Below are 26,733 nucleotides of genomic sequence, written 5' to 3'. Positions count from 1 at the left end.
GCCGGCGTTTTTTTTGCCGCACTATTTGAGTGTGGAGATGACCGCTCGGCGCGTGCGTGGCCCGTCAAACTCGGCCAGATAGATCCCCTGCCACGTTCCCAATAGCAGTCGACCCTGAGCTACCGGAATAGTGAGCGAGCAACCCGTCATGATGCTGCGCAGATGTGCGGCGGTGTTGCCCTCTGCATGACGGTCAGCTGGATCGTGCCAGGGCACCAGTTTTTCGAAACGTCGCAGCAGATCACCGACTACGTCCGGGTCGGCGTTCTCATTGATAAAGAGCCCGCAGGTGGTGTGCTCGACAAAGAGATGTACCACGCCATCATCAACACCCAGCTTTGATATATTGGCATTTACCTCACGGGTGATTTCGACCATCGACTGGTGGGCGGGTGTGGTGATGCTAATCGTCTGGTGCGTCATATCTAAACTCCAATTCAACTTTTCGATACTCTACCTGTCAGAGTGTTTGACCGGCAAGATGGCGCAATAGCGATGATGACACCATAATGAATGGCAATGGCACAAAGGAGATGTAGAGTGTTTAGAGTGATAGGAATAGCTGTTTTGCTGGCCTCTCTAACTGCACCGGCGATAGCCGTCGAGAAGCTGCAGGTAATGGGGCTGTTCAAGAATAAAGCGGTGATGAAGATCGATGGTAAGCGAAGAGTGCTCTCTGTCGGTAGTGAGTCCCCAGAGGGTGTGCGCCTGATCTCGGCGGATAGTCAGTTTGCGGTGGTCGAGATTGATGGAAAAGAGAGCCGTTTGCCGCTTGGAAACGAGGTCGGAGCCAACTATGCCTCGGCCGTACCGAGTGAGGTGATTATTGCCATCGATAACGCCGGTATGTACCGCACCACTGGCAGTATTAATGGTCAGATGGTCGACTTTCTCGCCGATACTGGAGCTTCAGCCGTGGCGCTGAATGCAAACGACGCACGACGTCTGGGAATCGATTTCAGGCTGCACGGTACCGAGGCGCGCGTTAGTACCGCTTCAGGCATCGAACGGGCTTACCACCTTAAATTGAGTAGTGTGAAGGTAGGGGCTATCGAGTTGAATGATGTCGACGCGATGGTGCTTGAGGGGGACTTTCCTACGGAGGCACTGTTGGGAATGTCGTTTCTGGGGCAGCTAACCGTGGTAAACGAGAACGGCATGATGAAGCTGCGCAAGCGCTTCTAATTCGCGCTGAGCAGACTAAGGAGTCTTGCTTATACGGGGTCTGCAGCCTTATCGCGTTCGATCAGTGCGTAGGCGGAGTGGTTGTGGATCGACTCGAAGTTCTCCGACTCGACCACATAGTAGTTGATGCGCTCATCGGCATTCAGACGGGCCGCCACATCACGGACCATATCCTCGACGAACTTTGGGTTGTCGTAGGCACGCTCGGTAACAAACTTCTCATCAGGGCGTTTCAGTAGACCAAACAGCTCGCAGGAGGCCTCCTGCTCGACCAGCTCGATCACCTCTTCGATCCACATGAACTGACTAGTACGCACATTGACGGTGACGTGTGAGCGCTGATTGTGGGCGCCGCGCTCAGAGATCTTCTTCGAACAGGGGCAGAGGCTGGTGACCGGCACAACAACCTTGATGTTGGTGTCGATCTTGCCGTCGTGAATCTCACCGATCAGGGTGACATCGTAATCGAGCAGGCTCTGTACACCGGAGATAGGCGCGGTCTTGTTGATGAAGTAGGGGAAGTTCATCTCGATGTGACCAGAACCCGCCTCTAGTAGCTCAACCATCTCGCTTAACATCGTCTCGAACGACTCCACGCTGATCTCACGATCCTGATGGTTGAGAATCTCAACGAAGCGTGACATGTGGGTGCCCTTGAAGTTATGGGGCAGGTTCACATACATGTTGAAGTTGGCGATGGTGTGCTGATCGCCTTCAGAGCGGTCCTTGACCCGAATAGGGTGGCGAATGTCCTTGATGCCGACCTTATTGATCGCAATCTGGCGGGTATCTGCGCTGTTCTGTACGTCAGCGATCGGCTTTGCACTCTGGTTCATCAATACTAATCCTCTGTGTAGCGCACACTGGCGCGGTCAGTTTCCCACAGGGTTACTGCGCTGATCTTGACGCGATCGTCGTTGATCAGGGTTGCTAATTCCTGAAAGAAGTAGGCCGCAAGATTCTCGGCCGTAGGGTTGATACGATCGAACGGTTCGACCTCGTTGAGATAGTGGTGATCAAGACGATCGCCGACTTCAGCGGCGGCACGCTTGATCACCTTGAAATCGATTCCCATCCCGACACTGTCCAATGCATGCGCAACCACCTCGACCTCAACCTTCCAGTTGTGGCCGTGGAGACGGCGGCAGTCACCCGGATAGTCGCGCAGCGAGTGTGCTGAAGCGAACTCCGTAAGGACCTTAAGTGTGTAACGGGGTGTCATCGAAATCCTAGAAAATAACTCGGTTATTGCTGGCTGGCGCTGATTTTAGCAGTAGCGTCGGAAAGCTGCACCTCTATAGTGTGGGCGATTCCGGCTGAATCAAGTCCACAGTCGGCCAGAAGCTCCTCACGAGAGCCGTGATCGACAAAGGTGTCTGGCAGGCCGAGCTGCAGCAGCGGGCGTTCAACGCCGTGGGCTGCCAGGGCTTCGGCGACGGCGCTACCTGCACCGCCAGCTACGGCATTATCTTCAACCGTAACCAGCAGCTGATGATTGGCTGAGACGCGTAGCACCATCTCCTCATCAAGCGGTTTCACAAAGCGCATATTGATAACGGTTGCGTTGAATTGGTCAGCGGCGACTAACGCCTGTTCAAGCAGGGTGCCGAAACAGAAGATCGCAACCCCTTTTCCTTCCCGTACCAGCTCGGCCTTGCCGATCGGCAGAGGCTCAAGCCCGGAGTCGATGGTAACGCCGGGACCGCGTCCGCGTGGGTAGCGAACTGCGGCGGGTCCGTTATGGCGGTAGCCGGTAGAGAGCATCTGACGACATTCGTTCTCGTTGGATGGGGCCATCACCACCATGTTGGGAATACAGCGCAGGTAACTCAGATCGAAGCTGCCAGCGTGTGTTGGGCCGTCAGGGCCGACCAGACCGGCGCGGTCGATAGCAAAGAGCACCGGCAGGTTCTGCAGTGCCACGTCATGGATCAGCTGATCGTAGGCGCGCTGCAGGAAGGTGGAGTAGATCGCTACGACTGGTTTGATCCCCTCGCAGGCGAGGCCTGCGGCGAGGGTGACGGCATGCTGCTCAGCAATGCCGACATCGAAGTAGCGATCTGGAAAACGTTCGGAGAATTCGACCAGCCCCGAACCTTCTCGCATCGCGGGGGTAATGCCGACCAGATCACTACTCGTTTCAGCCATGTCACAGAGCCACTGCCCGAACACCTCGGTGTAGCTGGGAGAGGCGCCTGGTGTGTTGTCGATGGTGTCGCAATCGGGATCAAATTTGCCAACACCGTGATAGCCGCAGGGGTTGTCCTCGGCAGGGGTGTAGCCCTTGCCCTTGCGCGTGACGATATGTAGGAACTGCGGCCCCTTGCGTGAGCTCAGGTTGCTCAGCGTCTGGACCAGTGTCGACATGTCGTGACCATCGATCGGGCCGATGTAGTTGAATCCAAGCTCCTCGAAGAGGGTGCCGGGAACGACCATTCCCTTCATATGCTCCTCGGCACGACGGGCAATCTCCCACACCGGTGGCACGTGCTCGAGCACCTTTTTGCTGCCCTCGCGGACCGAGGAGTAGAAGCGCCCTGAGAGCAGGCGGGCGAGGTAGTTCGACATGCCACCCACATTGGGAGAGATCGACATGTCGTTGTCGTTGAGGATCACCAGCAGATTGGCGTCGAGATCACCTGCATGGTTGAGCGCCTCGAAGGCCTCGCCGGCAGTCATCGCACCGTCACCTATAACGGCTATAACCTTGCGTTCACTCTGCTGCTGGGCGGCGGCGATTGCCATGCCGAGTGCGGCGCTGATTGAGGTGCTGGAGTGGCCGACGCCGAAGGTGTCGTAGGGGCTCTCTTCGCGTTTGGGGAAGCCAGCCAGGCCACCTTTCTGGCGTAGTGTCGGCATCGCTTTACGGCGGCCGGTGAGAATCTTGTGTGGATAGCTCTGGTGGCCAACATCCCAGACCAGGCGGTCTTCAGGGGTGTTGAAGACGTAGTGGAGGGCGATGGTGAGCTCGACCGTGCCCAGACCGGAGGCGAGATGTCCCCCGGTCTGGCTGACCGATTCGATCAGAAAGGCGCGTAGCTCCTCGGCCAGTTCTGGTAGACGGGCGTCATCAAGCGCCCGCAATTCGGCAGGGGTCTCGATCGTCTCCAGTAGGGGGTAGCGGCTGTCAGCGCTCATGAAAGGTCATTTCTTTAGGGAAAGCGCTCAATTATCGGTTGCACACCGCTCTGTTGCAAGGAAATCTATCTGATTGGGTAATAAATAGTGCTACAAATCAGGGGGCTACTTGACCAGTGCGGAGATCGCCTTGAACTGTTCATGACGCGCATCACGCAGCCACTCAAACAGTACCGATTCGGTGTTGGTGATCACCACGCCCGCTTCGCGCATGCGCGCGGCGGCATTGGCGTGGTTGCTCTCGACGCGTGAGCAGATCGCATCCTCTACCACAAAGACCTGTAACCCAGCGCGGGTGAAGGCGAGTGCGGTCTGCAGTACGCAGATATGCGCCTCCATTCCGGCCAGGATTAGCTGTCGACGACCGCTATCGATCACAGCGCTGCGGATTGTCTCCGAGGCCTCGCAGGAGAAGCAGCTCTTATCGAGTATCTGTCGCTCACCGCTGAGCCCATCGAGAAGCTCCGCTTCAGTATGGCCCAGCCCCTTCGGATACTGTTCACTGATCAGCTGTGGGACTTCGAGTAGAGTGGCGGCCGCAAGCAGACGACGACTGTTGTCGATGACGCGGCGGTGTGATGCCTCGGGCATTGCACTGGCGAGACGTGGCTGGATATCGATGATGGTCAGCAGGCTCTGGCCGCTGTCGCACAACAGGGTCTGGGACATGGGGACTCCGAATGGTTGCTGGGTTAGCTGACCCGATCAACAATATATTTGGCGAGTTCTCTAAGCAGATCAGCACCTTCGCCGAAGGGCTCCAGTGCTTGCAGTGCATCGTTGCGTAGATCGACGGCACGTTCCTTGGCACCGTCCAGCCCGAGCAGTGCGGGATAGGTCGGTTTGTTGAGTGCGATATCGGCGCCCTGTGTCTTGCCGATGGTTTCGGTGTCGCCCTCAATATCGAGAATGTCGTCACGAATCTGGAAGGCGAGGCCGATGCACTTGGCGTAGTGGTCGAGTCGCTCCAGCTGATTCGATGTGATCTGGTCGCTGCAGAGTGCACCGAGTTTGACGCTGGCGCGAATCAGTGCGCCGGTCTTGTGGATATGCATATCCTCGAGTTGGGCGATATCCATGGTTTCACCCACTGCGGCCAGATCGATGGCCTGGCCGCCAGCCATACCGCGTGAACCGGAGGCGAGGGCCAGGCTCTCGATCATGCCAATACGACGGCTGCCATCTTCATCAATGGAATGGTTGTGGGCGATGATGTGGAAGGCAAGGGTCTGTAGGGCATCACCGGCCAGAATTGCGGTGGCCTCATCGAACGCCTTATGACAGGTCGGTTTGCCGCGGCGCAGATCGTCATCGTCCATTGCTGGCAGGTCGTCATGGACCAGCGAATAGGCGTGGATCAGTTCGACGGCAGAGGCGGCAATATCGAGACGTTCACTATCGTTATTGAGTGCGCGCCCGGTAGCGTAGACCAGCGCTGGACGCACGCGCTTACCGCCGTTGAAAACGGAGTAGCGCATCGCCTCATGCAGCTGGGCAGGGTGGATCGACGCAGCAGGTAACAGCTGGCCGAGGGCGGTATCAACCCGCTGGCGAGCCTCGGTGAGGAACTCTGCAAGCATGCTGTCTACTCCTTATCTTCACTGAAGGGCTCAAGCTCCGTCTCACCCTCTCTCTGCAGTAGGATCTCGACTTTCTGTTCGGCTTCTTTTAGCTGCGTCTGGCAGGTTCGGGTCAGTTCGATGCCGCGTTCAAAGTCCTTGAGTGACTCTTCCAGGGTCGTTTCACCAGATTCCATCTTCTCTACCAGCTGCTCAAGTTCCTCAAGTGCAGTCTCGAAACCGGGTGTTTTGCTCTTTTTGCGGGTCATCTCTCTGCCGTCGCTGCTCACAAATTTCGAGCTACGTTACCGTAGCGTGCTGGGAGGGGTCAATCGGATGGATAGGTAATACTAGTAGGTATGTTTGATGTAGAGAGCAATGTGCCAGGGTGACGATTTTCTCCGTAGTGCATTGTGATGAGGCGATCATCTGTACTCAGGATTATCGACAAGGGAAGAAAACAGGTTGGATTTGGAATAAATCTATTTCGTAATACCCAATTATAGCGATGGTAGGGCATTTCCCAATTATTTTTGGTCGGCAACTTATTGATAATTGCCTGTGGCATTACTGACCGGGAGTCGCTATTTTTGCGAAAGTTTGTTTTGGGCATCCAAGCCCAAGCAAACAGCAAAAACTTCACGCGACCGTTTATGCCTGCGGCGCCCGACGTCCTGCGTTCGTTGCGTAATCACCTCTTCGCGGCTCTACACAACTCCCTCACTGACTCTACGCCGACATAAAGCCGCTGCTGCATCTTCTCCGTCGTTCGCTCGCGCTCTCAACTACGAATAGGCAGACGGCGTCGACTATCGGGGACTAACCGCCCTCACTTCGCTCTCCATGGCGGTCAGCGATTGCATGTGAATTTTTCGAAACAATTGCAATAACCATGATTTACATCATGCAAACCGGAATAGATGGCAAATGTTGTCTATAAAGTAATGTATACCCGTGTCGATATAGACACTATGCATTGGTACCACATTGTAAGCACTGACCAGAGGAGGGTGGTGGACGATGTGGTTTGTCGAATTTCAGCCCTATCGTATTGAGTAGAATAGCTGCGGTTGGGGTGGCAAAGTTTTCAGAAATTGTGTGGAGAAGCAACAATGGCGTCTTCCAAGGGTAACTTTTTTTCGAATCTGCAAATCAGACACAAATTGTGGGCTGGATTTGGTCTTGTATTAGCGATTCTGGTAATTGTCGGTCTGGGTGTCTTTCCTAGCCTGGTAAACACTGAGCAGAAGACAGGTAGCATGGTGCTTGAGCGCCAACCAGCCGCAGCTGCAGCTCAGGAGCTTGCTCACCGTCTTGAGAGAAGCCTCTCTGCGCTTGGTTTCTATCTGCTCGGTAAAGAAGAGAAGCATAAGCAGAATTATCTTGAAGGCCTCAAGAAGCTCGCCGAAGAGTTGGAAATTCTTAAAACCAATCAGCTGGTCACCAGTGATCCTGAACTCAGTGAACTACTCATCAATATTGATAAGGATGTTGCTGCCTTCGCCGCAGTGCGTGATCGAATGATTACCTTGGCTACCACCGATTCACAGAACTTTCCCGGAATTGCATTTGCCGGAGAGGCTATCAATCCCGTCAACAGACAAATTCAATCGCTACTGAGCGAAATGATTCTCTCGGAGGAGGGCGAAGAGGTTTCGGAAGAGCGTCGTGCACTCCTGATTGAGCTTGGCAATCTCCGTAATACCTGGACCGGTGTGATTAATGGTGTACGTGCCTACCTCGCTTTCAGGAGTAAAGGTGCTATTGATGAGGCTACTCTTTATCTCGAAACCACCGGCTCAATTGCCAAACGCCTGCAGGAGGAGTGTGCCGATATGCTCACTTTTGAGCAGGAGGACGGATTGGCTCAGTTCATCGAACTGCGTGAACAGGTCGTGGCCAGTCTCAAACAGCTGGAGAAGATTCACGGTGGCAAGCGTTGGCGCACCGATGCCTATCTGATTAACACCTCAGTTAATGAGATGCTGGAGCGAATTGACGGCAATGTTGACGCACTGGTTAATCGTCTTCGTGAGGATAATGAGCGCACTGGTAGTGAGCTACTGGCTGACGTGGAGGGCACCAAGGCATTCTTGATTACGCTGCTCCTGGTTGGGTTGCTATTGGGTGTTTTGATTGCCTTCCTGATGGCGCGCTCAATCTGTCGTCCTATTCAGAGTGCTGTGGTCGCGATGGAAGATATCGCCAAGGGTGAGGGTGATCTCAGCTCAAGACTGCAGCTCAATATTGGGGGGGAGCTGGGCCAACTATCTGACGCGTTTAATCTCTTTATAGAAAAATTCACAATGTGGTTGCTCGCGTATCGAGTTCTACCGGTCAGCTAGTCTCTGTTGCAGACCAGATGACCCATGTGGTGGCCGAGTCTAAAGAGGGTGCCAATCAGCAGCAGATGAAGATTGAGCAGGTGGCGACCGCAATGAATGAGATGGCTGCCACGGTCGATGAGGTGGCGCGCAGTGCATCAGTTGCTGCAGATACGGCTTCAGAGGCCGATAACTCTGCTAGTGGTGGTCGCAAGGTGGTTGCTGAGACGATTAGTGAGATTAACAGTCTTGCTGATGAGGTTAGTCGTGCCTCAGGCATCATTAATAAGCTAGAGGCTGAGAGTCAGGAGATCGGCACGGTCCTGAATGTGATTCGTGGTATCGCTGAACAGACCAATCTGCTCGCGCTGAATGCGGCAATTGAAGCGGCACGTGCCGGCGAGCAGGGGCGTGGATTTGCGGTAGTCGCCGATGAGGTACGTACTCTCGCAAGTCGTACCCAGGACTCCACCCAGGAGATCCAGCAGATGATCGAGCGGCTGCAGGAGAGTGCACACAATGCCGTCACGGCCATGGAGACGAGCAGCAGTAGCGCCAATCGAGGTGTAGAGCAGGCGAACGCAGCGGGTTCATCACTGAAGTCGATTGTTGATGGTGTCACAACCATCAAGGATATGAATCTGCATATCGCCAGTGCCTCAGAGGAGCAGAGTTCAGTCACCAACGAGATCAACGCCAATATTGTCGATATCAATGGTGTTGCCGATCACAGTGCTGAGCTGGCTACTCGACTTGAGCAGGCGAACGGTGAGCTTGTGACAGTCTCCAGTGAGCTCAAGTCTCTGGTTGAACAGTTTAAGACCTGATCCAAATCGTCCGGGCAGGGCGAGAGGAGGGGCGTAGACCGAAACGGTCTGCGCCCTTTTTTATTGTCTGGGGCTGAGGCTTATTAATTTCTACCATCACAGGTAGAATGCAGCATCACAAATTGGATGGCTGGAAATAGAACTTGTGTTAAAACAATTGCTTATGGTTACGGTTGCCGTGGCGGTGTTACCCGTTGCAGCTTTTGAAGAGTATCTTGGTGGTGGTAAGGCACCGCTGAATGAACACTATATCGATGATGATCCCTGGAAGGAGAGTGAAGCGGTGCTACCGCCCTATCCAGTGGACGACAATCTGCTTCCCGTTGCTATCGATACCGCCAACCGCAGTTACCGTTTCCTGATAGATGAGAAGGCGCTCTCAATTGGTGAGGATCGTATTATTCGCTACACCCTGGTGGCAGAGACTCGCAGTGGGGGGCGTAATGTCTTCTACGAGGGACTCAACTGCACCACGCTCGAGTACAAGCGCTATGCCTACGGGACCAGTCAGGGCGAGTTCCGCAGGATGCGTCAGCCAAAGTGGAAGCCAATTATGCGTGAGGGCAGTGGCCGTTTCCGTCGCGACCTCTACGACTTCTACTTCTGCAAACGCGGTAGAACCTTCGATAACGAGAAGTCGATTATCCAGAACATCCGCTATCCAAAAAATGGTGGCGCCAGCGATATTCGCTGATGCCGTATAACGACCAAATTAAAGCTGAATTGAAATTATGAGCAACGCCTACGACGCCTCCGCTATCGAAGTCCTCACCGGCCTGGAGCCGGTGCGCAAACGCCCTGGAATGTATACCCAGACCGAGCGCCCCAACCACCTCGCTCAGGAGGTGATTGATAACTCGGTCGATGAGGCGGTGGCGGGTCACGCCAAGCAGATCGATGTGATCCTCTACAAGGATCAATCGCTGGAGGTGCGTGACGATGGACGTGGTATGCCGGTCGATATCCACCCGGTTGAGGGGATGCCCGGCGTCGAGGTGATCCTCACCAAGCTGCACTCCGGCGGTAAGTTCTCCAACAAGAACTACCAATTCTCCGGTGGTCTGCACGGTGTGGGTGTCTCGGTGGTCAATGCACTTTCCAAGCACCTTGAGGTTTGGGTGCGGCGCGAGGGCAAGGAGTACAACATCGCCTTCAAGGATGGCCACAAGGTCTCCAATCTGGAGGAGATTGGTGAGGTCGGTAAACGTAATAGTGGTACCACCGTCCGTTTCTGGCCCGATAAACAGTTTTTCGACTCCTACAAGTTCTCACTGCCTCGCCTCAAGCATGTACTACGCGCCAAGGCGGTGCTCTGCCCCGGACTGCGTGTGCGCTTTACCGATGAGGCAAGTGGTGAGAAGGAAGAGTGGTACTACGAGGATGGTTTCAAAGACTATCTACTCGATGAGCTTAACAATGTTGAGCTGCTTCCAGAGACACCCTTTCTCGGCAGCATGGCTGGCAGCACTGAGGCGGTCGATTGGGCCGTGGTCTGGTTGCCCGAGGGCGGAGAGGCGGTCGGTGAGAGTTACGTCAATCTGGTCCCCACCGCGCAGGGCGGTACCCATGTAAATGGTCTGCGTACTGGACTTACCGAGGCGGTGCGAGAGTTTTGTGAATTTCGTAACCTGCTGCCGCGAGGTGTGAAGCTCGCTCCCGACGATGTCTGGGATCGAGTCAGTTATATCCTCTCGGTCAAACTGGCCGATCCACAGTTCTCCGGTCAGACAAAAGAGCGCCTCTCATCGCGTGAGTGTGCGGCGTTTGTCTCTGGTGTGGTGAAAGACGCCTTCAGCCTCTGGCTCAACCAGCACACCGAGCAGGGAGAACGTATTGCTGACCTGGCAATCAATAGTGCTCAGAGCCGTATGCGGGCCGGCAAGAAGGTCGCACGTAAAAAGGTCACCCAGGGTCCAGCGCTTCCCGGCAAGCTCGCCGATTGTGCCTCGCAGGATCTCGCACGTACCGAACTCTTTCTTGTAGAGGGAGACTCGGCGGGCGGTTCTGCCAAGCAGGCACGTGATAAAGATTTCCAGGCGATCATGCCGCTACGTGGCAAGATCCTCAACACCTGGGAGGTTGATCCCACCATGGTGCTTGCCTCACAGGAGGTGCACGATATCTCAGTGGCGATCGGTGTCGATCCGGGCTCCGATAATCTCAAGGGACTACGTTACGGTAAGGTCTGCATTCTTGCCGATGCCGACTCCGATGGTCTGCATATCGCCACCCTGCTTTGCGCACTCTTCGTACGCCACTTCCGTCCACTGGTACAGGCGGGCCACATCTATATGGCAATGCCACCGCTCTATCGAATCGATGTGGCCAAAGAGACCTTCTATGCACTCGATGATGCCGAGAAAGAGGGTGTCCTAAATCGAATCGAGGCCGAGAAGAAGCGCGGCAAGATCAGTGTCACTCGATTCAAAGGGCTGGGTGAGATGAATCCCAAACAGCTGCGTGAAACCACACTCGCCCCCGATACCCGTCGTCTGGTGCAGCTCACCCTTGAGTCGGGTGATGACACCAACCAGCAGATGGATATGCTGTTGGCGAAAAAACGCGCTTCAGATCGGAAGGCATGGCTGGAGGCCAAAGGCGATTTAGCTGAGGTTTGATCTGTAGCCAGCGCAAGGCTGGTTACTTGCATAAGATGGTCGTAGTCGTTTGAAAAGCGAAGCGATGAACAAATAGTATGGAGAGAATGGTATGGATGCCTTTTCGAGTAAAAAATTAAATATCAATCAAATAAATCTTCATTTGTTTCCGATGAAGATTGTCTGTCTATTGTCCTTGGATATCTCTTAATCCGTTGTGATTGTTCGTTCTGTTTAGCACTCTCTGAGCGAATAAAGATGGAGGTTGTAACGAATCGGTTGAGCCTCGAGGATGTGCAGTTGAGAGAGAGTTTCAGTAGATAGCAAATGCTGACTGATATTCGACAGAATAGTTCGCGTTCTTACCACATCAGAAATAGAAACGTTCAGCAGGTCGGTTCTGAAAACCCAAAGTACCGTATGCGAGCGGGTGATAGCTTTGTCTTTTCACCAATCTATTGTGGAGGGAGTGCTGTAGCATCCGAGCTTCCCCGATCTGTCGACGGGTGATCAGTTCTTCGATGAATTTCAATTTGAGGCGTATCGTGAGTTTTACTGTTAGATTGGAAAGCGGGTGTTTAATGAGTGTGAGGTTCCTGTTGCAGTGTAACAGGGGGTTAAGAACGGTTAGCGAGTTATATAGATTGAATACGTCGTCTGAATGAACAGGTTTATTTGGAATGACAGTGTGTCGATGGTAATGAGAAATAATAAGGAGAGGTTGCATGGCTGACACAGAGTACGCAGGTTTTTGGATTAGGTTTGGCGCGGTGATGATTGATCTGGTGTTCATGCTGATTGTTGTCTATATACCGCTTTCTTTTATCTATGGTGAGCAGTTCTGGTTGGATGAGAAAATCATCCATGGTTTTTGGGATGTAATCCCATTTGTGGCAACCATCTGGTTCTGGCGGCGGTTTCTCGGTACGCCTGGAAAAATGGCACTCAAACTCAAGGTCGTTAACGCGCGTAGCGGAGAAAAACTTTCGACTCTCCAGGCGATTGGTCGTTACTTTGCTTATATACCAGCAATGTTACCGTTGGGGTTAGGGCTGATATGGGTGGGTATCGACAAGAAAAAGCAGGGCTGGCATGACGAACTGGCTGGTACGGTTGTGATACGGGACACGGCAAAAGAGACGGTTCGTTTTTAAAGCTGAGGTCTGATTGAGTTCAAGACCGGTAGTGCATTGTGTAACACATTTACACTTCTAATGTGTTCAATATGGTTTAGTCATATATAACAATTTAGCGGTGATAAAAGGATTTTGGATTGGTTATTTTGAAGGGTAGTAGAGAGAAACTAGGTGCCGTACTGATTGCAGTGGCCGGATTGCTTGGTGTGATTGTACTGTTTGCGCAGGGTGCCATTCCTCAGGACACGGCATATCACGATTTTAAAGATCAACGAACCATTATGGGCGTGCCCAACTTCTGGAACGTGCTCTCCAACCTTCCGTTTTTGATCGTCGGTGCGATCGGGTTCTACAAGGTAACGATCTCAGATCGGCTCAAGATCATTATCAACTTTCGCATCGCTTACGGACTGCTGTTTGCTGGTACGGCACTGGTCTCCTTAGGTTCCGGCTATTATCATCTCTGGCCCAACAACGAGACGCTGGTGTGGGATCGACTGCCGATGACCTTTGCCTTTATGGCGCTCTTCTCGATTGTTATCAGTGAATATATCTTTGTAGACCTTGGCAGGCGGTTGTTTGTGCCGTTGGTGATTGTCGGTGTTGCATCGGTGGCCTACTGGCACGTAACTGAGTTGCGAGGAGAGGGTGATCTGCGTTTCTATGCGCTGGTGCAGTTTTTCCCCATGTTGGCGATACCAATTATTCTGCTGACCTTCCGTTCGATGTTTACGACGGCTTCGGGGTATTGGTGGCTGTTTGTGGCCTATCTGGCTGCGAAGCTGCTCGAGCACTTTGATGGCGAGGTCTATAGTCTGCTTGGTTTTATTAGTGGTCACTCGTTAAAACATGTGGCAGCTGCCCTGGGTGTCTATGTGTTGATGGTTTCATACCAGCGTCGCATTGGTGCGGAATAGTAGGGCTGTCTATACGTATTTAAAAAATAATAATTAAAGCCTCTGCTGTCGACTAGAGACAGCCGCGGGAGTAGCTATGTTTATTGGACACTTTGCTGCAGGATTTGCGGCTAAATCGGTGGCGCCAAAGTTATCGCTGGGATTACTCTTTATCGCCGCTCAGTTCGTCGACCTATTGTGGCCAACGCTGCTGCTCTTCGGTGTTGAACAGGTACAGATCGTGCCGGGTGCAACGGTCGTCACACCGTTGATATTCGAGGATTATCCGGTTTCGCATAGTCTGTTGGCGGTTGTTCTCTGGGGGGTGTTGCTCGGGGGTGGTTATTATCTGCTGCGCAGGGATCGGATCGGAGCAGCGCTCTTGATGCTGTTGGTGGTCAGTCACTGGACACTCGACACGCTGGTACACCAGCCCGACCTGCCGCTGCTGCCGGGTAGCGACTTCATGGTCGGTCTGAACGCCTGGTCCTCTTTGCCCCTCACACTCCTTATCGAATTGTCGCTGTTTACACTCGGTGTGTGGCTCTATCTGCGAGTGACAGAAGCGATCGATCGAGTTGGTGTATGGGCGCTGTGGGGCTTGATCCTTTTTCTTCTGACTATCTATGCGGGCAATCTGTTTGGTGAACCACCACCCAATGTCGAGATGATCGCCTGGGTTGGACATGCGCAGTGGTTGCTGGTCCTGTGGGGTTTCTGGATAGACAGACATCGCCGCGTGACGATAGATGCTTAATCTCTTCCCATCTATGTAGACTGCTACGCTTACTAGCATTGATGCGATAGCTGGAGGCGTGGTGGGCAATCTCTTAAACGAACATATCGATTACAAAATCGAACGGACCGGGTTTGGCGTCTGGCGCCACTATCTCTACGAGAGTGGTGCACGGTTCTCTGAGTTTCGCAGTCATCAAGAGCTATTGAACTGGCCACTGCTTCACTATATCCACGGTATATCGCCCGAAACGGGCAGACGTGTGGTAGCCAAGGGTGTTATTGCCGTAGAACGACTGGCGATGGGAGGTGTGGCGATTGGCCACGCCTCATTTGGTATTGTCGCCATAGGGCAGCTGGGTCTGGGAATATTATTTGGTCTGGCTCAGCTCTCAACCGGTTACTGGGCCATTGGACAGGCAGCGCTGGGGGTTGAGTTCGGCCTGGGTCAGTTGGCGACGGGGGAGACGGCTATCGGGCAGCTCGCCTTTGGCGATTATGTGTTGGCACAGGTTGGATGGGGTGAGCACGTCTGGGCAGAGGGGCAGCAGGATCCTGAGGCGGTAAGTTACTTTCAGGATTTATGGCAACGGGTGAAACTCTTCTGGGAGGCTGTTTGAACGATTAAATATCAACCATAGGTCGCGGATTGTGCTTCGTTTCATCCGAGCTACGAAACACTACAACTCGAGATGAATGATGATTAATGGCACAACCTTGCCCTGAAGAGATTAACTATTTGAAGGGAGTGAGTCTGGAAGGTTGAATGACTTTCGCCAGTGGGTGACAGGGCAGGCGAAGGTGAGTTGATAGGCGGTGAGGCAGAGATCTTCGCTGTCACCTTTCTGGCCGTAGAGGCGATCACCTACAACGGGAAATCCTGCCTCTGCCAGATGACGTCGAATCTGGTGTTTTCGCCCTGTCTCGATCGAGACATCCAGATGAGTTCGATTCTGTTCACCATTGAAGGCCAGCTTGGTGATCAGGCTGCGGGCGCTACGTCCTTCAATTTCTCGTTCGATTAATTGCGGTTCAGGTGTGTCGGGGAATTCGCCGTGTACGGTGACCCGATAGCGCTTGTCGATGGAGCGCTGTTGAAACATGCGAGTAAATTCAGCCGCAACCCTTTTTTTATGCGCGATGATAATCAGACCGGTCGCCGCACGATCAAGACGGTGGACGATAAAGGCGGGGCGCTCCGGCTCAAGGTTCTGCTCCACCCAGCGATTGATGGTGCAGTGGTCACCATATTTTGAACCCTGTGAACGCATGCCGTAGGGCTTGTACCAGACGCTGTAATCACCCTCGTCGGCGACCAGTGTGGGTGGTGTGGGTTCTTCGGCCAGTACCTGCTCATCATAGTAGAGATGCAGGGTGTCACCGGCCAGTGGCTTGCGCTTTGCGCGGCGTAGGCGTGCGGTGTGCTCGTCATGGGTGAGCCACACGGCACCCTTGCTCATGGTCTGCTTGATACGCTGCTTGGAGAGGCCGCTGGCGGCTGAGAGTAGGTCGACAGCGGTGGTCTCGTCGTTCTCGATCTCGAGATGGTGTTCGAACTGCTGTGGTTGGTTGGTCAGTCATATCAGATTGCCAGACGGTGATGGCGGTCTATTGTAGAGGAAAGACGGGGATAATAGTTGGGAGTGTGATTCGATATGGACAACGAAAAGACGACTCAGAATGGACGTGGCTCTATCGGGCGACGGGCGCTCTATATGGTGCTGTTTGCGCTCTTCTACTCGGTGGCTGAACTGGTACTGGTAGCCGTAGTCATGATTCAGTTTCTGATTGTGCTATTTGGCGCAGAGTCGAATCGGCGGCTGCTACTGTTTGGTGCTGAGCTTGGGCGTTATATCTACCAAATTATTCGTTTTCTCACCTTCAACAGTGAACAGCATGTCTACCCCTTATGGTGATTGGCCTCGTGACGGGCGTGCCACGGGGGCTGAACCAGAGCTGGATACGATTGTGAATGAGAGTGATACGGATGGTTGTTAAATCACTGATTTGTGATTGGGAGTAGGTGGGGGTGACGTATCGTCTGCTCGCCGATGGCATCGTGTTGCTCCATCTCTGTTTTATTCTGTTTGTGATCTTCGGTGCGGTGGCGCTCTACTTCCGGCGTGGATTGATCTGGTTCCATCTGCCTGCCGTCGGCTGGGCAGCTCTGATTGAGTTAAATGGTGGTCACTGTCCGCTGACGCCTCTGGAGATTAAGATTCGCGAGGCGGCAGGTCAGATGGGGTATGAGGCGGGCTTTATCGACCATTACATCATTCCGTTGATCTATCCTGGCGAGATCACCTCGGAGGTCGCTGTTACGCTGGGTATTGCTGTACTGCTGTGGAACCTGCTGGCCTACGCCTGCATCTATCGCTGGTGCCGGCGCAACGGTTAGATTCGACGCAATAGATCGACGCGAATCGGCATCTCGAAGAGCGCACCCGTGGGACCGTTGTGGATCTCGAACATCTCCCGCACCCGCTCCAGCAGTTCGGGTGCAATATTGTGTTCGGTGTGGGTAACCCCGATGACCTTCTGCTCGAACTCGGAAAAACTGGCAAAGGCGTTGGGTGCATCGAAGAAGGTCTCGCTTGCCAGCTCAAACTGCGTCGAAGCGACTGCTCGAGAGGTGGCTGCAAAGGCCGCCTGGCGTACGGACTCCTCATTGTGAAACATGCGTAGTATTTCATTGAAGTCACCGGCAAAAACCGGCTCTGAAATGTAGGCATAGCCACCCGGTTTTAGGATGCGTGCGATACCTGAGAAAGCCTGATCCATATTCCCAAGTGGTACGTGGTGCAGCGATTTGAACATCATCACCACATCGGTGCTGCCATCGGCCATTGGGATCGACTCAGCGCCTGCAAGCTGGAAGGTGACGTTGGGTAGATCGGTGATGGTTAGATTCTGTTGGTGTTGGATCTGATCGACCTCGAAGGCGTGAATCTGACTGTCTGGATGTCGCTCTGCAATCTGCCGTGTGTGTTGAGCCCCACCGCAACCGAGCTCGACGATGACGGCATCCTCCAGAGAGAGCAGCGATTCGTAGATTGTCTGCTCTTCACTGGGGCGGTAGTGGTCAGGTTGGGCTATAACCATAGTTCCGGTCGGCATGTTCGATTCCGTAGTGTTGTAGTGATAAGCCACATGCTAGCATCAAATTCTAACGATATGCGGTGATGCTATTTGGTGTTTGCATTGGAGAAGAGATGAACGAGACACAGGGTGTTTTTGCGCGCTCCGCGCTGCTGCTTCGATCACGCGTTAACCGTTTCGCGATTCAGGGTTTGGTTGTTGCGCTGGCGGCTGTGGGCGTAGCGAGTGCGGTGGTTGGTTACATGCACACCGATCAGCTTTCGCTCGATAGCATCATGTATGCGCAGCAGATCAACTCAGCGCTCTGGATGCTCGATGCAATGCCATTTCTCTTTGCGCTATGGGGGCAGTACGCCGGTTCAATCATGTCGATCGAAGCGGGGGCGATGGTGCTCGACCAGACCCGTGATCTACGCATGCAGGCGGAGTCGCTGGAGATTCAGCTGGCCCACGACACCACCCATGACCGCCTCACTGAGCTGCCCAATCGGGTGCTGTTCCACGACCGTGTTGGTCAGGCGATCGAGGCGGCGCATCGTGACCTGGGTCAGCTGGCGCTGTTGGCGGTCAACATCGACAACTTCAAATCGGTCAATGAGGCGTTGGGCCACTTCAGCGGAGATCTGCTGCTCAAACAGGTCGCGGGACGCCTGAAGAGTGTGGTGCGTAGTCCCGATACGGTGGCACGGCTGGGAGGGGATGAGTTTGCACTGCTCGTTCCACATCTCAACACAGGTGAGGATGCCAAGCTGGTCGCTGACAAGGTGGTCGAGGTGCTCAAACAACCTTATCTGTTGGGTGGGGTGGAGATTGAGATGCTTGCCAGTATCGGCATTGCTATCTATCCCGACCACATCAGTGATGCTGTGGGGCTGCTGCAAAAACTCGATGTCGCGCTCTACAGTGCTAAACAGATCAGTGGTTACTCGACCATGGTCTATTCGCCGGAGCAGGATCAGATGAATCCGGAACGGCTCTCCCTGTTGGGGGAGCTGCGTCGGGCAATTGAGCGCGAAGAGCTCGATGTCTACTACCAGCCCAAGGTCAATATCAAGGAGGGGCGTACCGTGGCGGTCGAGGCACTGGTGCGCTGGAATCATCCGCAGCGCGGCATGCTGCCACCGATCGAGTTTATTCTACTCTCCGAACGAACTGGACTGATCAAACCATTGACCCTGCATGTGCTCAATGAGTCGGTCCGCCAGTGCGCAGAGTGGCACCAGGCGGGACTGGAGATCCATGTGGCAGTGAACGTCTCGGCCAAGATGCTGCTCGATCCTGAATTACCCTCGCTGGTGGTTGAGATACTTAAAAAACATCAGCTGGCATCAAACCACCTGATTATCGAGATCACCGAGAGTTCGATCATGGAGGATCAGGAGCGGGCGCTGGCCAATGTCACCAAGCTGGCGGAGCTCGGTACGCGCATCTCAATCGATGATTTCGGTACCGGTTACTCCTCGCTCGCCTATCTACGTCGTCTACCGGTCGATGAGATCAAGATCGACCAGTCGTTCGTGATGCCGATGCTGGAGAACGACAGTGATGCGGTGATCGTCAAGGCGACCATCGGTCTGGTCCACAATCTTGGTATGTCGGTCATTGCTGAGGGGGTTGAGAGTGGTGAGATTCTGCAGAAGCTGGGGGAAATGGATTGCGATCAGGCGCAGGGTTATCACATCAGTCGACCGGTACCGGGAGCGGAGCTGACCAAGCTGCTGACCGATTCAGCCTGGTCTGTCGCCTAAGCCAGCACACAGCCGCTATTCCGTATAATTACCCCACCGTGGTGCCCGCCACGGTGTATGATATGCGACTAATTTTAATAGATAGATAGCCCAAGACCCGCCCTATGAGTGACACCCCAGAGATGAATTTCGAAGGCGTTGAGCGCCAGCCGATCAAGCAGTTTACCGAACAGGCCTATCTCAACTATTCGATGTACGTAATCATGGACCGCGCCTTGCCCAATATCGGCGACGGTCTGAAACCGGTACAGCGTCGTATTATCTACGCGATGAGTGAACTGGGGCTGAAGGCGGGTTCCAAGTATAAAAAATCGGCACGTACCGTCGGTGACGTGCTCGGTAAGTTCCATCCCCACGGTGACTCTGCCTGTTATGAGGCGATGGTGCTGATGGCGCAGCCTTTCTCCTATCGCTACCCGCTGGTCGATGGTCAGGGTAACTGGGGTGCCCCAGACGATCCGAAGTCATTTGCGGCGATGCGTTATACCGAATCGCGTCTGGCCAAATACTCCGAGCTGCTGCTACAGGAGGTGGGGCAGGGCACCGTGGACTGGACGCCAAACTTCGACGGTACACTGGAGGAGCCGCTGGTGCTGCCATCACGGGTGCCAAACATACTGCTTAACGGCACCACCGGTATCGCGGTTGGTATGGCGACCGATATTCCACCCCATAACCTGCGTGAGGTAGTGAGTGCCTGCATAAGATTACTCGAGGCCCCCCGTAGCTCAGTGACCGATCTGCTGGAGCATGTGAAGGGACCCGATTTCCCGACCGATGCGGAGATCATTAGCTCGACCATTGAACTGCAGCGTATCTACGAGCTGGGTAACGGTTCGGTACGTATGCGCGCCAAGTGGGAGCGGGAAGAGGGCGATGTGGTCATCACCGCGCTGCCTCATCAGGTCTCAGGTGCCAAGGTGCTGGAGCAGATCGCCCAGCAGATGCAGACGAAGAAGTTGCCTATGGTTGAGGATCTGCGTGATGAGTCAGATCACGAGAATCCGACCCGCCTGGTGATTGTGCCGCGCTCCAACCGCGTCGATATCGAGGGGCTGATGTCACACCTCTTCGCCTCGACCGATCTTGAGCGCACCTATCGCGTCAACATGAATATGATCGGTCTCGATGGCCGACCGCAGGTGAAGAACCTGCTCGACATCCTCGCCGATTGGCTTCGATTCCGCACCGAGACGGTCCGTCGTCGTCTCCAGCACCGTCTCGACAAGGTCAATAAACGCCTCCATCTGCTCGATGGTCTGCTGGTCGCCTTCCTCAATATTGATGAGGTGATTCGCATTATCCGTAGCGAGGATGAACCGAAGCCGGTACTGATGGAACGCTTCTCTCTCACCGAGGTTCAGGCCGACTACATCCTCGATACCAAGCTGCGCCAGCTGGCACGCCTTGAGGAGATGAAGATCCGTGCCGAGCAGGAGGAGCTGGCAGCCGAGCGTGATGGATTGGAGAAGATCCTCGGCTCCGAGGCGCGTCTGAAGACGCTGGTGAAGAAGGAGCTGATCAAGGATGCTGCCGAGTATGGTGATGATCGTCGTTCGCCGATTGTCGAGCGCTCTGCCGCACAGGCGATGGACGAGACGGCGCTGATTAGCAGTGATCCGGTCACCGTGATCCTCTCCGAGAAGGGGTGGGTGCGCGCTGCCAAAGGACATGAGGTCGATGCCTCTACGCTCGCCTACAAGTCGGGTGATAGTTATCTTGGAACCGCACAGGGTAAGAGTAACCAGCTGGCGGTCTTTATCGACTCCACCGGTCGCTCCTATGCGCTGCAGGCACATACCCTGCCATCGGCGCGTGGTCACGGCGAGCCTCTCACTGGTCGACTCAATCCTCCCGATGGTGCGCTGTTCCGCGCCGTGTTGATGGGCGCTGCTACCGACCTCTACCTGATGGCCTCCGATGCAGGCTACGGTTACGTGGCGAAGCTTGAGGATATGCAGGGGCGCAATAAGGCGGGCAAGGCGGCGCTCAAACTGCCCAACGGCTCCAATGTTCTGCCACCCATTCGGGTCACTGACTATGAGAATGATCTGCTTGCCGCAGTAACCAATGAGGGGCGCATGCTGGTCTTCCCACTCAAGGAGTTGCCGCAGATGGCACGCGGTAAGGGTAACAAGATTATCGGAATTCCCTCGGCGCGTGTTGTCAGTCGCGAGGAGTTTGTAGTGGCCGCCGTGGTAGTGCCGAAGGGTGAAGGGATTACGGTGGTTGCAGGAAAACGTCACACCAACATCAAGGCGAGTGATCTCGAACACTACTACGGTGAGCGTGGTCGTCGTGGTAGTAAACTGCCTCGCGGCCTGCAGAAGGTTGATGCGGTTGAGGTGACAGAAAAATAGTTACTCGCCCAGCGGCAACGAATAGCAGATCCCGTTGGTGTCAGTCGGCATTGACGGGAATCGCTGTCCACAGATTTTGCGTCCTGATTGAATTTTCTCCCAATACCCCCATCTAAAGCCCAGTATTAACTTCTCTTTTTTAACGAGGATCGAGACCGATGTTTAGTCGTATTGCGCTGTTTTTATTGGCAAACTTTGGTGTGCTGGCAGTGCTTAGCATCTCTATGCGGGTGCTGGGTGTCGACCGGATGCTGGCCAGTGGTGGAGGTTTTAACCTGACTGGCTTGCTGATCATGGCCTCGGTGATGGGTTTTGCCGGCTCATTTATATCGCTGGCTATATCGAAGTGGATGGCGAAACGCTCGATGGGCGTACAGCTGATCACTACACCCTCCACCAGCACTGAGACATGGTTGGTCGATACCGTGCGGCGTCAGGCACAGCAGGCGGGCATCGGCATGCCGGAGGTCGGTGTTTTCAACTCACCACAGCCGAATGCCTTTGCCACAGGTATGAATAGAAACAATGCACTGGTCGCTGTGAGCACTGGCCTGCTGCAGCAGATGCAGCGCGGTGAGGTAGAGGCGGTGCTGGGTCATGAGGTGAGTCATGTCGCAAACGGCGATATGGTGACGATGGGACTATTGCAGGGTGTGCTCAACACCTTTGTGATCTTCTTCTCGAGAGTGATCGGTATTTTGATCGATCGTGCAATTTTCAAGATCGAACGTGGTGTCGGCCCTGGTTACTGGATCGGTTCGATCCTCGCCGAGATGGTGCTCGGTATTCTGGCGGCGATGGTGGCGATGTGGTTCTCCCGTTATCGTGAATTTCATGCCGATAGTGGTGGCGCAAGGCTCTCCAGTCGACAGAACATGATCGCCGCGCTGGAGGCACTGAAGCGTGTTAGCCAGCCAAAGGATCTGCCGGGTGAGATGGCCGCCTTCGGTATCTCTGGCGGCATTGGTCACGGTCTGGCCAAGCTACTGCGCAGCCACCCACCACTCGATCAGCGTATCGCGGCGCTTCGCGCGGCAGGTTAACGGGAAGGCCCTGATTGTCTGTGGTCGGGGGCGGAGTAGAACGGTAGAATAGCGGGCTTCTAATAACCACCGAGGAAGCCTGCACATGAGCCTGATTCGTCCCTTTACCGGTCTGCGTCCCGTACCTGAGCGTGCTGCCGATGTTGCTGCACCCCCCTACGACGTACTGAACACAGCCGAGGCGCGCGAGCGGGTTGTCGGTAAACCGCTGAGCTTTCTGCATATCTCCAAGCCGGAGATCGATCTGCCCGAGGGAACCGACCCTTTCGATGCGAGCGTCTATGCCAAGGGGGCTGAGAATCTGCAGCGCTTGATCAGTGACGGTGTTTTGATTCGCGATGATTCACCCTGTTATTACCTCTACCAGTTGGAGATGGACGGCCACATACAGACGGGTCTGGTCGCGGCTGCTTCGGTCGAGGCGTATGACGAGAACCGTATTCGTAAACATGAGTTCACCCGTCCTGAGAAGGAGGATGATCGTGTCCGTCAGGTCGATGCACTTAACGCACAGACCGGTCCGGTCTTTCTGGTGCACAAATACCAGGCAGAGGTTGAGACGATGGTGCGCGAGGCGACTGCCGGTGAGCCACTCTATAATCTGACCGCAGATGATGGCATTCGCCACACCCTCTGGGTGATGGATGATGCGGCGAAGACGGCACGTCTGACCGAACTTTTCGATGCAATGCCCTGTATCTATGTGGCAGACGGTCACCACCGCTCGGCTGCTGCTTCGCGCGTCTGTGCCAGCCGTAAGACGGACAATAGTAATCATAGTGGTGAGGAGAGTTATAACTACTTCCTCACCGTGATCTTCCCCGATAACGAGATGCAGATTCTCGATTATAATCGTGTCGTTGCAGATATGAATGGTCTCGATAGGGAGACGTTCCTCTCCAAGGCGGCTGAGTCGTTTACTGTGACGGCTGAAACTGGACAGGTGAAACCGGGTAAACCGCAGGAGTTCGGTATGTATCTGCAGGAGCAGTGGTATCGTCTGACGATAAACAGTGATTTGGTACCAGCCAATGATCCGGTCGGACAGCTCGATGTGAGTCTGCTGCAGAATAATCTGATCGAACCGCTGCTCGGTATCAGCGATCCACGTCGTGACAAACGTATCGACTTCGTCGGTGGTATCCGCGGCATGGATGGGCTTGAGAAGCGTGTCGATTCCGGTGAGATGACACTGGCCTTCTCACTTTTTGCGACCGGTATGGCTGATCTGATGGCTGTTGCTGATGCCAATGAGGTTATGCCTCCCAAGTCGACCTGGTTTGAGCCGAAGCTGGCCGATGGCCTGGTCTCACACGTACTCGATTAAACACGAGCCAGTGAAACAAAAAAGCCGCTGCTACAGATCGTAGCAGCGGCTTTTTTTATTAGTTGGGATTCTAGAGGAGGTTAGACGCCCTCGTTAACGAAGTCGAACTCCAGTACCTCTTCGGGGCCCTGCAGGAAGTATCCCTGGATGTAGTTTACACCGCAGGTCCAGAGTACCGAGAGGCTGTTAGCGTCCTCGACGAATTCGGCAATGGTCTTCTTCTCCAGAGATTTGGCCATATCGGTAATCGATTTGACCATCGCCTGATTCTCTCGATTGCCTCCTAGATGGTGAATAAAGGAGCCATCGATCTTGAGCATGTCGACCGGCAGATGTTTGAGGATATTGAATGACTTTGCACCCTTACCAAAGTGTTCCAGGGCCACGCTGCAGTGTAGCTGCTTCAACCCTTCGAAGAGCACCTTGGCAGTCTTCAAATGGTGGGTGGCATCCTCCTCATGAACCTCGAAGGTAATGGCGTCTCCTTCCAGACGATGTTTTTGTAGACACTCGCGGATCCAGCCAAGGGTGCCTTCATCAACGACCGATGCGCCTGACATCTTGATAAAGAAGTGGGTGTTGCGACCGCTACGGCGCTGATCCGCAATGACTGAAATGGCATGCACGATGACCCAGCGGTCGATAATTGCCAGTAGATTGGCCTGCTCGGCCGCCTGGATGAACTGCCCCGGCATGATGACATCACCATGGGTGTCGATCATACGAACCAGTACCTCATAGTTCTCTCGGGAGTCGCCGTGCAGGCTGACGATCGGTTGGAAGACGAGGCGGAAGCGATTCTCTTTGAGTGCCAGTTTGATACGCTCAACCCAGTCTTCATCTCGCTGATCTCCCGCCTCCTGATCGGCGACAGGGTCATGGATATGGGTCTTGTTACCTTCACCCTTCTTAGCCACCTCACAGGCAAGATCGGCCTGTGAGATCACCTCGTGGGCATCAACACTTCTGCTGTCGATGGTGCTGATACCGATGCTACAGGTGGTGGTTATCGATTGAACTCCAACTTCCGAAATGACATCAGTAACGGCGTGGCGTAGCTCCTCGGCAAGCATCTCTGCGCCCAGAGCCTGTTTGTTATAGCTCAATACGGTAAAGGTGCTATCACCAAAACGGGCAAGGGTGTCGTTTTCAGCCACCTTGCTGCTGAGCATCTTTGCGACATCGGTCAGGACCAGATCGCTGCCGGCAATACCGACCTGCTCCTTGATCTCTTTGAAGTTGTCGAGATCGATGTAAATGAGAGCCGTTTCTGCGGTGCCACTGCGAGCCTTCTCTACGGCGACTTCAAGCTCATCGAGGAAATATTGGCGGTTATAGAGACCGGTGAGAAGGTCCTGTTTACTCAGATACTGGAGCTTCTCTTCAAGATCCTTGCTGGCACGATGATCTCTGATGATGATCTGGGTACAGGGTTCGCCATCGATGGTGGCGGGGGAGAACTCGAGCTTTCCCTGAAAACCCTTGCCGTCGAGAGTGACAAGTTGCAGGTCGAGTTCACTCTCTTTGCTCTTACCCTTGGCATGGGCGCGCAGGTAGTCTTTGAATTTTGCCTGGTCTTCAGTATCGACCATATCCATCACCGGCATGCCCTCTAGCTCTTCGCTATCGTCGTAGCCGAAGCGTTCGAGGTAGGCTGAGTTGGCATAGATATGCATGCCTTCATGGATATAGGCGATGGCGTCACGAGAGTTGTCGAGCAGGCCGTGACAGCGACGTTCACTCTCGCCAAAGGCACTCTTACAGCTGACCATCTCTCTATAGTTGATCAGGTTGCGATATTCGCGACTGACTACAAGTTGCAGATGGGCGATATCGCCCTTGATGATCAAATCTGTGGCACCGGCACGCATTGCTTCGACACGTGCGGCTGGGGTGGGATCGGGGTCGACCATGATCAGTGGGAGTTCGATGTTGTGAGCGGAGAGGGCCGTAATGATCTCTCTCGGTGAGAGTTCATCCATGCCCGTTGAACAGAGGATTAAATCGGGGCGCTGTGTATTGAGCGCCTCCTCGAGATCCTCGAGATCCTCGACACGTTTTTCACGAACGGCAAAGCCAGCGTCGCGAATGGCGCTGACATAATCGTCTGCAACATTAAAAGAGCTTTCACCGATTAGTAGGTGAAGGCGTTTCTCTCCATCCATCTTCTTGTTATTCCTTCAAGCCATGACGACTGAACCGAATCTGCCGCACCTGCTGATATCCCTCTAAGAGGTGATGGTATTTATTAAGATTGATCGCTAATTAGCCGAAAGTTGGTCATTTTCTTACGATCTCCACGGATAATCGTAGCGTAAATCACAACTGTGGGAAACCGTGCCGGTCTCGCTAATGTCAGAAGGGGAGATATGGTCTCGAAGCGGCTGAGGGAATCCAGTGTGAGATCAGCGGGTAACTGAAAACTAGATGAGCTTCCAGTCTAACGCTTCACCGTTGTTCTGTTGCTGTTTTGGCGAGCTGTTTTCGTTGCCGTTTCGTTTGCTCTTGGGTTGTGCAGATGTGCCGAGCGGATTGAAATGGTACTGGGCAAATGAGCCGGTATTCTCAGTCATCTCAGCCAATTCGACATAGAGATCTTTGTCCTGCTGTTTGATCATCACCTTCTGTCCAGCTCTGAGTGGATAGGCGGGCAATATGAGCGAAGAGGCTATTTCACTTGCAGGGTTTTCGGGAATCAGTAACCAGTGCCCCGTTGGGTCGGTCAGCTCCTCGCCAAGCTCGACAAGCGCTGACCGCCA

27 protein-coding genes are annotated in these 26,733 nt (G+C 54.1%); 16 read left to right on the top strand and 11 right to left on the bottom strand.

What is annotated here, in order from left to right:
* Positions 1-21 precede the first annotated feature (21 nt).
* Entirely contained in the window at positions 22-423 is a 402-nt protein-coding gene (locus HUE57_RS14900) for a secondary thiamine-phosphate synthase enzyme YjbQ (RefSeq protein ID WP_174673464.1), read from the bottom strand.
* A gap of 117 nt (positions 424-540) precedes the next feature.
* Here HUE57_RS14900 and HUE57_RS14895 point away from each other — a divergent pair, with 117 nt between their 5' ends.
* Positions 541-1,185 carry a retropepsin-like aspartic protease family protein gene (locus tag HUE57_RS14895; protein ID WP_172840360.1) on the top strand — a complete coding sequence of 215 codons (645 nt, stop codon included), beginning with the start codon at positions 541-543 and terminating at the stop codon, positions 1,183-1,185.
* A gap of 29 nt (positions 1,186-1,214) precedes the next feature.
* On the opposite strand, the gene folE2 is transcribed toward HUE57_RS14895, so the two are convergent.
* The 6 genes from folE2 to xseB all read right to left on the bottom strand — a co-directional run bounded on the left by folE2 (position 1,215) and on the right by xseB (position 6,151).
* A complete protein-coding gene (folE2, locus tag HUE57_RS14890; protein ID WP_078484731.1) occupies positions 1,215-2,021 on the bottom strand; it encodes a GTP cyclohydrolase FolE2 in 807 nt (268 codons plus the stop codon).
* 5 nt (positions 2,022-2,026) lie between these two features.
* Entirely contained in the window at positions 2,027-2,407 is a 381-nt protein-coding gene (queD, locus tag HUE57_RS14885) for a 6-carboxytetrahydropterin synthase QueD (RefSeq protein WP_078484722.1), read from the bottom strand.
* Between the two features lie 23 nt (positions 2,408-2,430).
* Positions 2,431-4,323, bottom strand: a complete 1,893-nt coding sequence (gene dxs, locus HUE57_RS14880) for a 1-deoxy-D-xylulose-5-phosphate synthase (RefSeq protein ID WP_078484723.1) — start codon at positions 4,321-4,323, stop codon at positions 2,431-2,433.
* Positions 4,324-4,428: 105 nt separating this feature from the next.
* Complete coding sequence (locus HUE57_RS14875; RefSeq protein WP_078484724.1) at positions 4,429-4,992, bottom strand: hydrolase; 564 nt, start codon at positions 4,990-4,992, stop codon at positions 4,429-4,431.
* A gap of 23 nt (positions 4,993-5,015) precedes the next feature.
* A complete protein-coding gene (gene ispA, locus HUE57_RS14870; protein ID WP_078484725.1) occupies positions 5,016-5,903 on the bottom strand; it encodes a (2E,6E)-farnesyl diphosphate synthase in 888 nt (295 codons plus the stop codon).
* Between the two features lie 5 nt (positions 5,904-5,908).
* Positions 5,909-6,151, bottom strand: a complete 243-nt coding sequence (gene xseB / locus HUE57_RS14865) for an exodeoxyribonuclease VII small subunit (RefSeq protein WP_078484726.1) — start codon at positions 6,149-6,151, stop codon at positions 5,909-5,911.
* Positions 6,152-6,443: 292 nt separating this feature from the next.
* Between xseB and HUE57_RS14860 the strand changes: the two genes are divergently transcribed.
* From HUE57_RS14860 to HUE57_RS14820, 9 genes are all read left to right on the top strand, one after another.
* A complete protein-coding gene (locus tag HUE57_RS14860) occupies positions 6,444-6,677 on the top strand; it encodes a hypothetical protein (RefSeq protein ID WP_174673463.1) in 234 nt (77 codons plus the stop codon).
* A gap of 317 nt (positions 6,678-6,994) precedes the next feature.
* Entirely contained in the window at positions 6,995-8,227 is a 1,233-nt protein-coding gene (locus HUE57_RS14855) for a HAMP domain-containing methyl-accepting chemotaxis protein (RefSeq protein ID WP_174673462.1), read from the top strand.
* 17 nt (positions 8,228-8,244) lie between these two features.
* Entirely contained in the window at positions 8,245-9,033 is a 789-nt protein-coding gene (locus HUE57_RS14850; RefSeq protein ID WP_174673461.1) for a methyl-accepting chemotaxis protein, read from the top strand.
* Between the two features lie 163 nt (positions 9,034-9,196).
* Complete coding sequence (locus HUE57_RS14845) at positions 9,197-9,727, top strand: CNP1-like family protein (protein ID WP_078483364.1); 531 nt, start codon at positions 9,197-9,199, stop codon at positions 9,725-9,727.
* A 37-nt stretch (positions 9,728-9,764) separates the two neighbouring features.
* Positions 9,765-11,651, top strand: coding sequence for a DNA topoisomerase IV subunit B (gene parE / locus HUE57_RS14840; RefSeq protein WP_078483363.1), 1,887 nt, complete (start codon positions 9,765-9,767; stop codon positions 11,649-11,651).
* Positions 11,652-12,355: 704 nt separating this feature from the next.
* The gene (locus HUE57_RS14835; protein WP_078483362.1) at positions 12,356-12,784 is read left to right on the top strand and encodes an RDD family protein; all 429 of its coding nucleotides are present in this window, start codon (positions 12,356-12,358) and stop codon (positions 12,782-12,784) included.
* A gap of 128 nt (positions 12,785-12,912) precedes the next feature.
* Positions 12,913-13,683: a ceramidase domain-containing protein gene (locus HUE57_RS14830; protein WP_078483361.1), complete on the top strand. Its 771-nt coding sequence runs from the start codon at positions 12,913-12,915 to the stop codon at positions 13,681-13,683.
* 76 nt (positions 13,684-13,759) lie between these two features.
* Complete coding sequence (locus HUE57_RS14825) at positions 13,760-14,419, top strand: hypothetical protein (RefSeq protein ID WP_078483360.1); 660 nt, start codon at positions 13,760-13,762, stop codon at positions 14,417-14,419.
* 61 nt (positions 14,420-14,480) lie between these two features.
* Positions 14,481-15,017 carry a hypothetical protein gene (locus tag HUE57_RS14820; protein ID WP_078483365.1) on the top strand — a complete coding sequence of 179 codons (537 nt, stop codon included), beginning with the start codon at positions 14,481-14,483 and terminating at the stop codon, positions 15,015-15,017.
* 111 nt (positions 15,018-15,128) lie between these two features.
* Here HUE57_RS14820 and HUE57_RS14815 read toward each other — a convergent pair whose 3' ends face one another.
* Positions 15,129-15,857: a pseudouridine synthase family protein gene (locus tag HUE57_RS14815; protein ID WP_236725660.1), complete on the bottom strand. Its 729-nt coding sequence runs from the start codon at positions 15,855-15,857 to the stop codon at positions 15,129-15,131.
* A 195-nt stretch (positions 15,858-16,052) separates the two neighbouring features.
* Here HUE57_RS14815 and HUE57_RS14810 point away from each other — a divergent pair, with 195 nt between their 5' ends.
* The gene (locus HUE57_RS14810; protein WP_078483358.1) at positions 16,053-16,313 is read left to right on the top strand and encodes a DUF4389 domain-containing protein; all 261 of its coding nucleotides are present in this window, start codon (positions 16,053-16,055) and stop codon (positions 16,311-16,313) included.
* Between the two features lie 113 nt (positions 16,314-16,426).
* A complete protein-coding gene (locus HUE57_RS14805) occupies positions 16,427-16,795 on the top strand; it encodes a DUF2784 domain-containing protein (RefSeq protein WP_078483357.1) in 369 nt (122 codons plus the stop codon).
* Here HUE57_RS14805 and HUE57_RS14800 read toward each other — a convergent pair.
* Complete coding sequence (locus tag HUE57_RS14800; RefSeq protein ID WP_078483356.1) at positions 16,792-17,514, bottom strand: class I SAM-dependent methyltransferase; 723 nt, start codon at positions 17,512-17,514, stop codon at positions 16,792-16,794. The genes HUE57_RS14805 and HUE57_RS14800 overlap by 4 nt on opposite strands.
* Before the next feature lie 95 nt (positions 17,515-17,609).
* Here HUE57_RS14800 and HUE57_RS14795 point away from each other — a divergent pair, with 95 nt between their 5' ends.
* From HUE57_RS14795 to HUE57_RS14780, 4 genes are all read left to right on the top strand, one after another.
* The gene (locus HUE57_RS14795; RefSeq protein ID WP_172840219.1) at positions 17,610-19,244 is read left to right on the top strand and encodes a putative bifunctional diguanylate cyclase/phosphodiesterase; all 1,635 of its coding nucleotides are present in this window, start codon (positions 17,610-17,612) and stop codon (positions 19,242-19,244) included.
* A 104-nt stretch (positions 19,245-19,348) separates the two neighbouring features.
* Positions 19,349-21,604, top strand: coding sequence for a DNA topoisomerase IV subunit A (parC, locus tag HUE57_RS14790; RefSeq protein WP_078483354.1), 2,256 nt, complete (start codon positions 19,349-19,351; stop codon positions 21,602-21,604).
* Positions 21,605-21,762: 158 nt separating this feature from the next.
* Positions 21,763-22,647 carry a protease HtpX gene (gene htpX / locus HUE57_RS14785; RefSeq protein ID WP_078483353.1) on the top strand — a complete coding sequence of 295 codons (885 nt, stop codon included), beginning with the start codon at positions 21,763-21,765 and terminating at the stop codon, positions 22,645-22,647.
* A gap of 85 nt (positions 22,648-22,732) precedes the next feature.
* Positions 22,733-23,974: a DUF1015 domain-containing protein gene (locus HUE57_RS14780; protein ID WP_078483352.1), complete on the top strand. Its 1,242-nt coding sequence runs from the start codon at positions 22,733-22,735 to the stop codon at positions 23,972-23,974.
* Positions 23,975-24,054: 80 nt separating this feature from the next.
* Here HUE57_RS14780 and HUE57_RS14775 read toward each other — a convergent pair whose 3' ends face one another.
* Both HUE57_RS14775 and HUE57_RS14770 read right to left on the bottom strand, forming a co-directional pair.
* Positions 24,055-26,139: an EAL domain-containing protein gene (locus tag HUE57_RS14775; RefSeq protein WP_078483351.1), complete on the bottom strand. Its 2,085-nt coding sequence runs from the start codon at positions 26,137-26,139 to the stop codon at positions 24,055-24,057.
* A 258-nt stretch (positions 26,140-26,397) separates the two neighbouring features.
* Positions 26,398-26,595, bottom strand: coding sequence for a hypothetical protein (locus HUE57_RS14770; RefSeq protein ID WP_174673460.1), 198 nt, complete (start codon positions 26,593-26,595; stop codon positions 26,398-26,400).
* Between the last annotated feature and the right edge of the window lie 138 nt (positions 26,596-26,733).

Origin of the sequence: Candidatus Reidiella endopervernicosa (assembly GCF_013343005.1) — a bacterium.
Taxonomy (GTDB): domain Bacteria; phylum Pseudomonadota; class Gammaproteobacteria.
The sequence above is the reverse complement of the archived record's forward strand: the minus strand, read 5'-3'. Positions and strand labels throughout refer to the sequence as shown.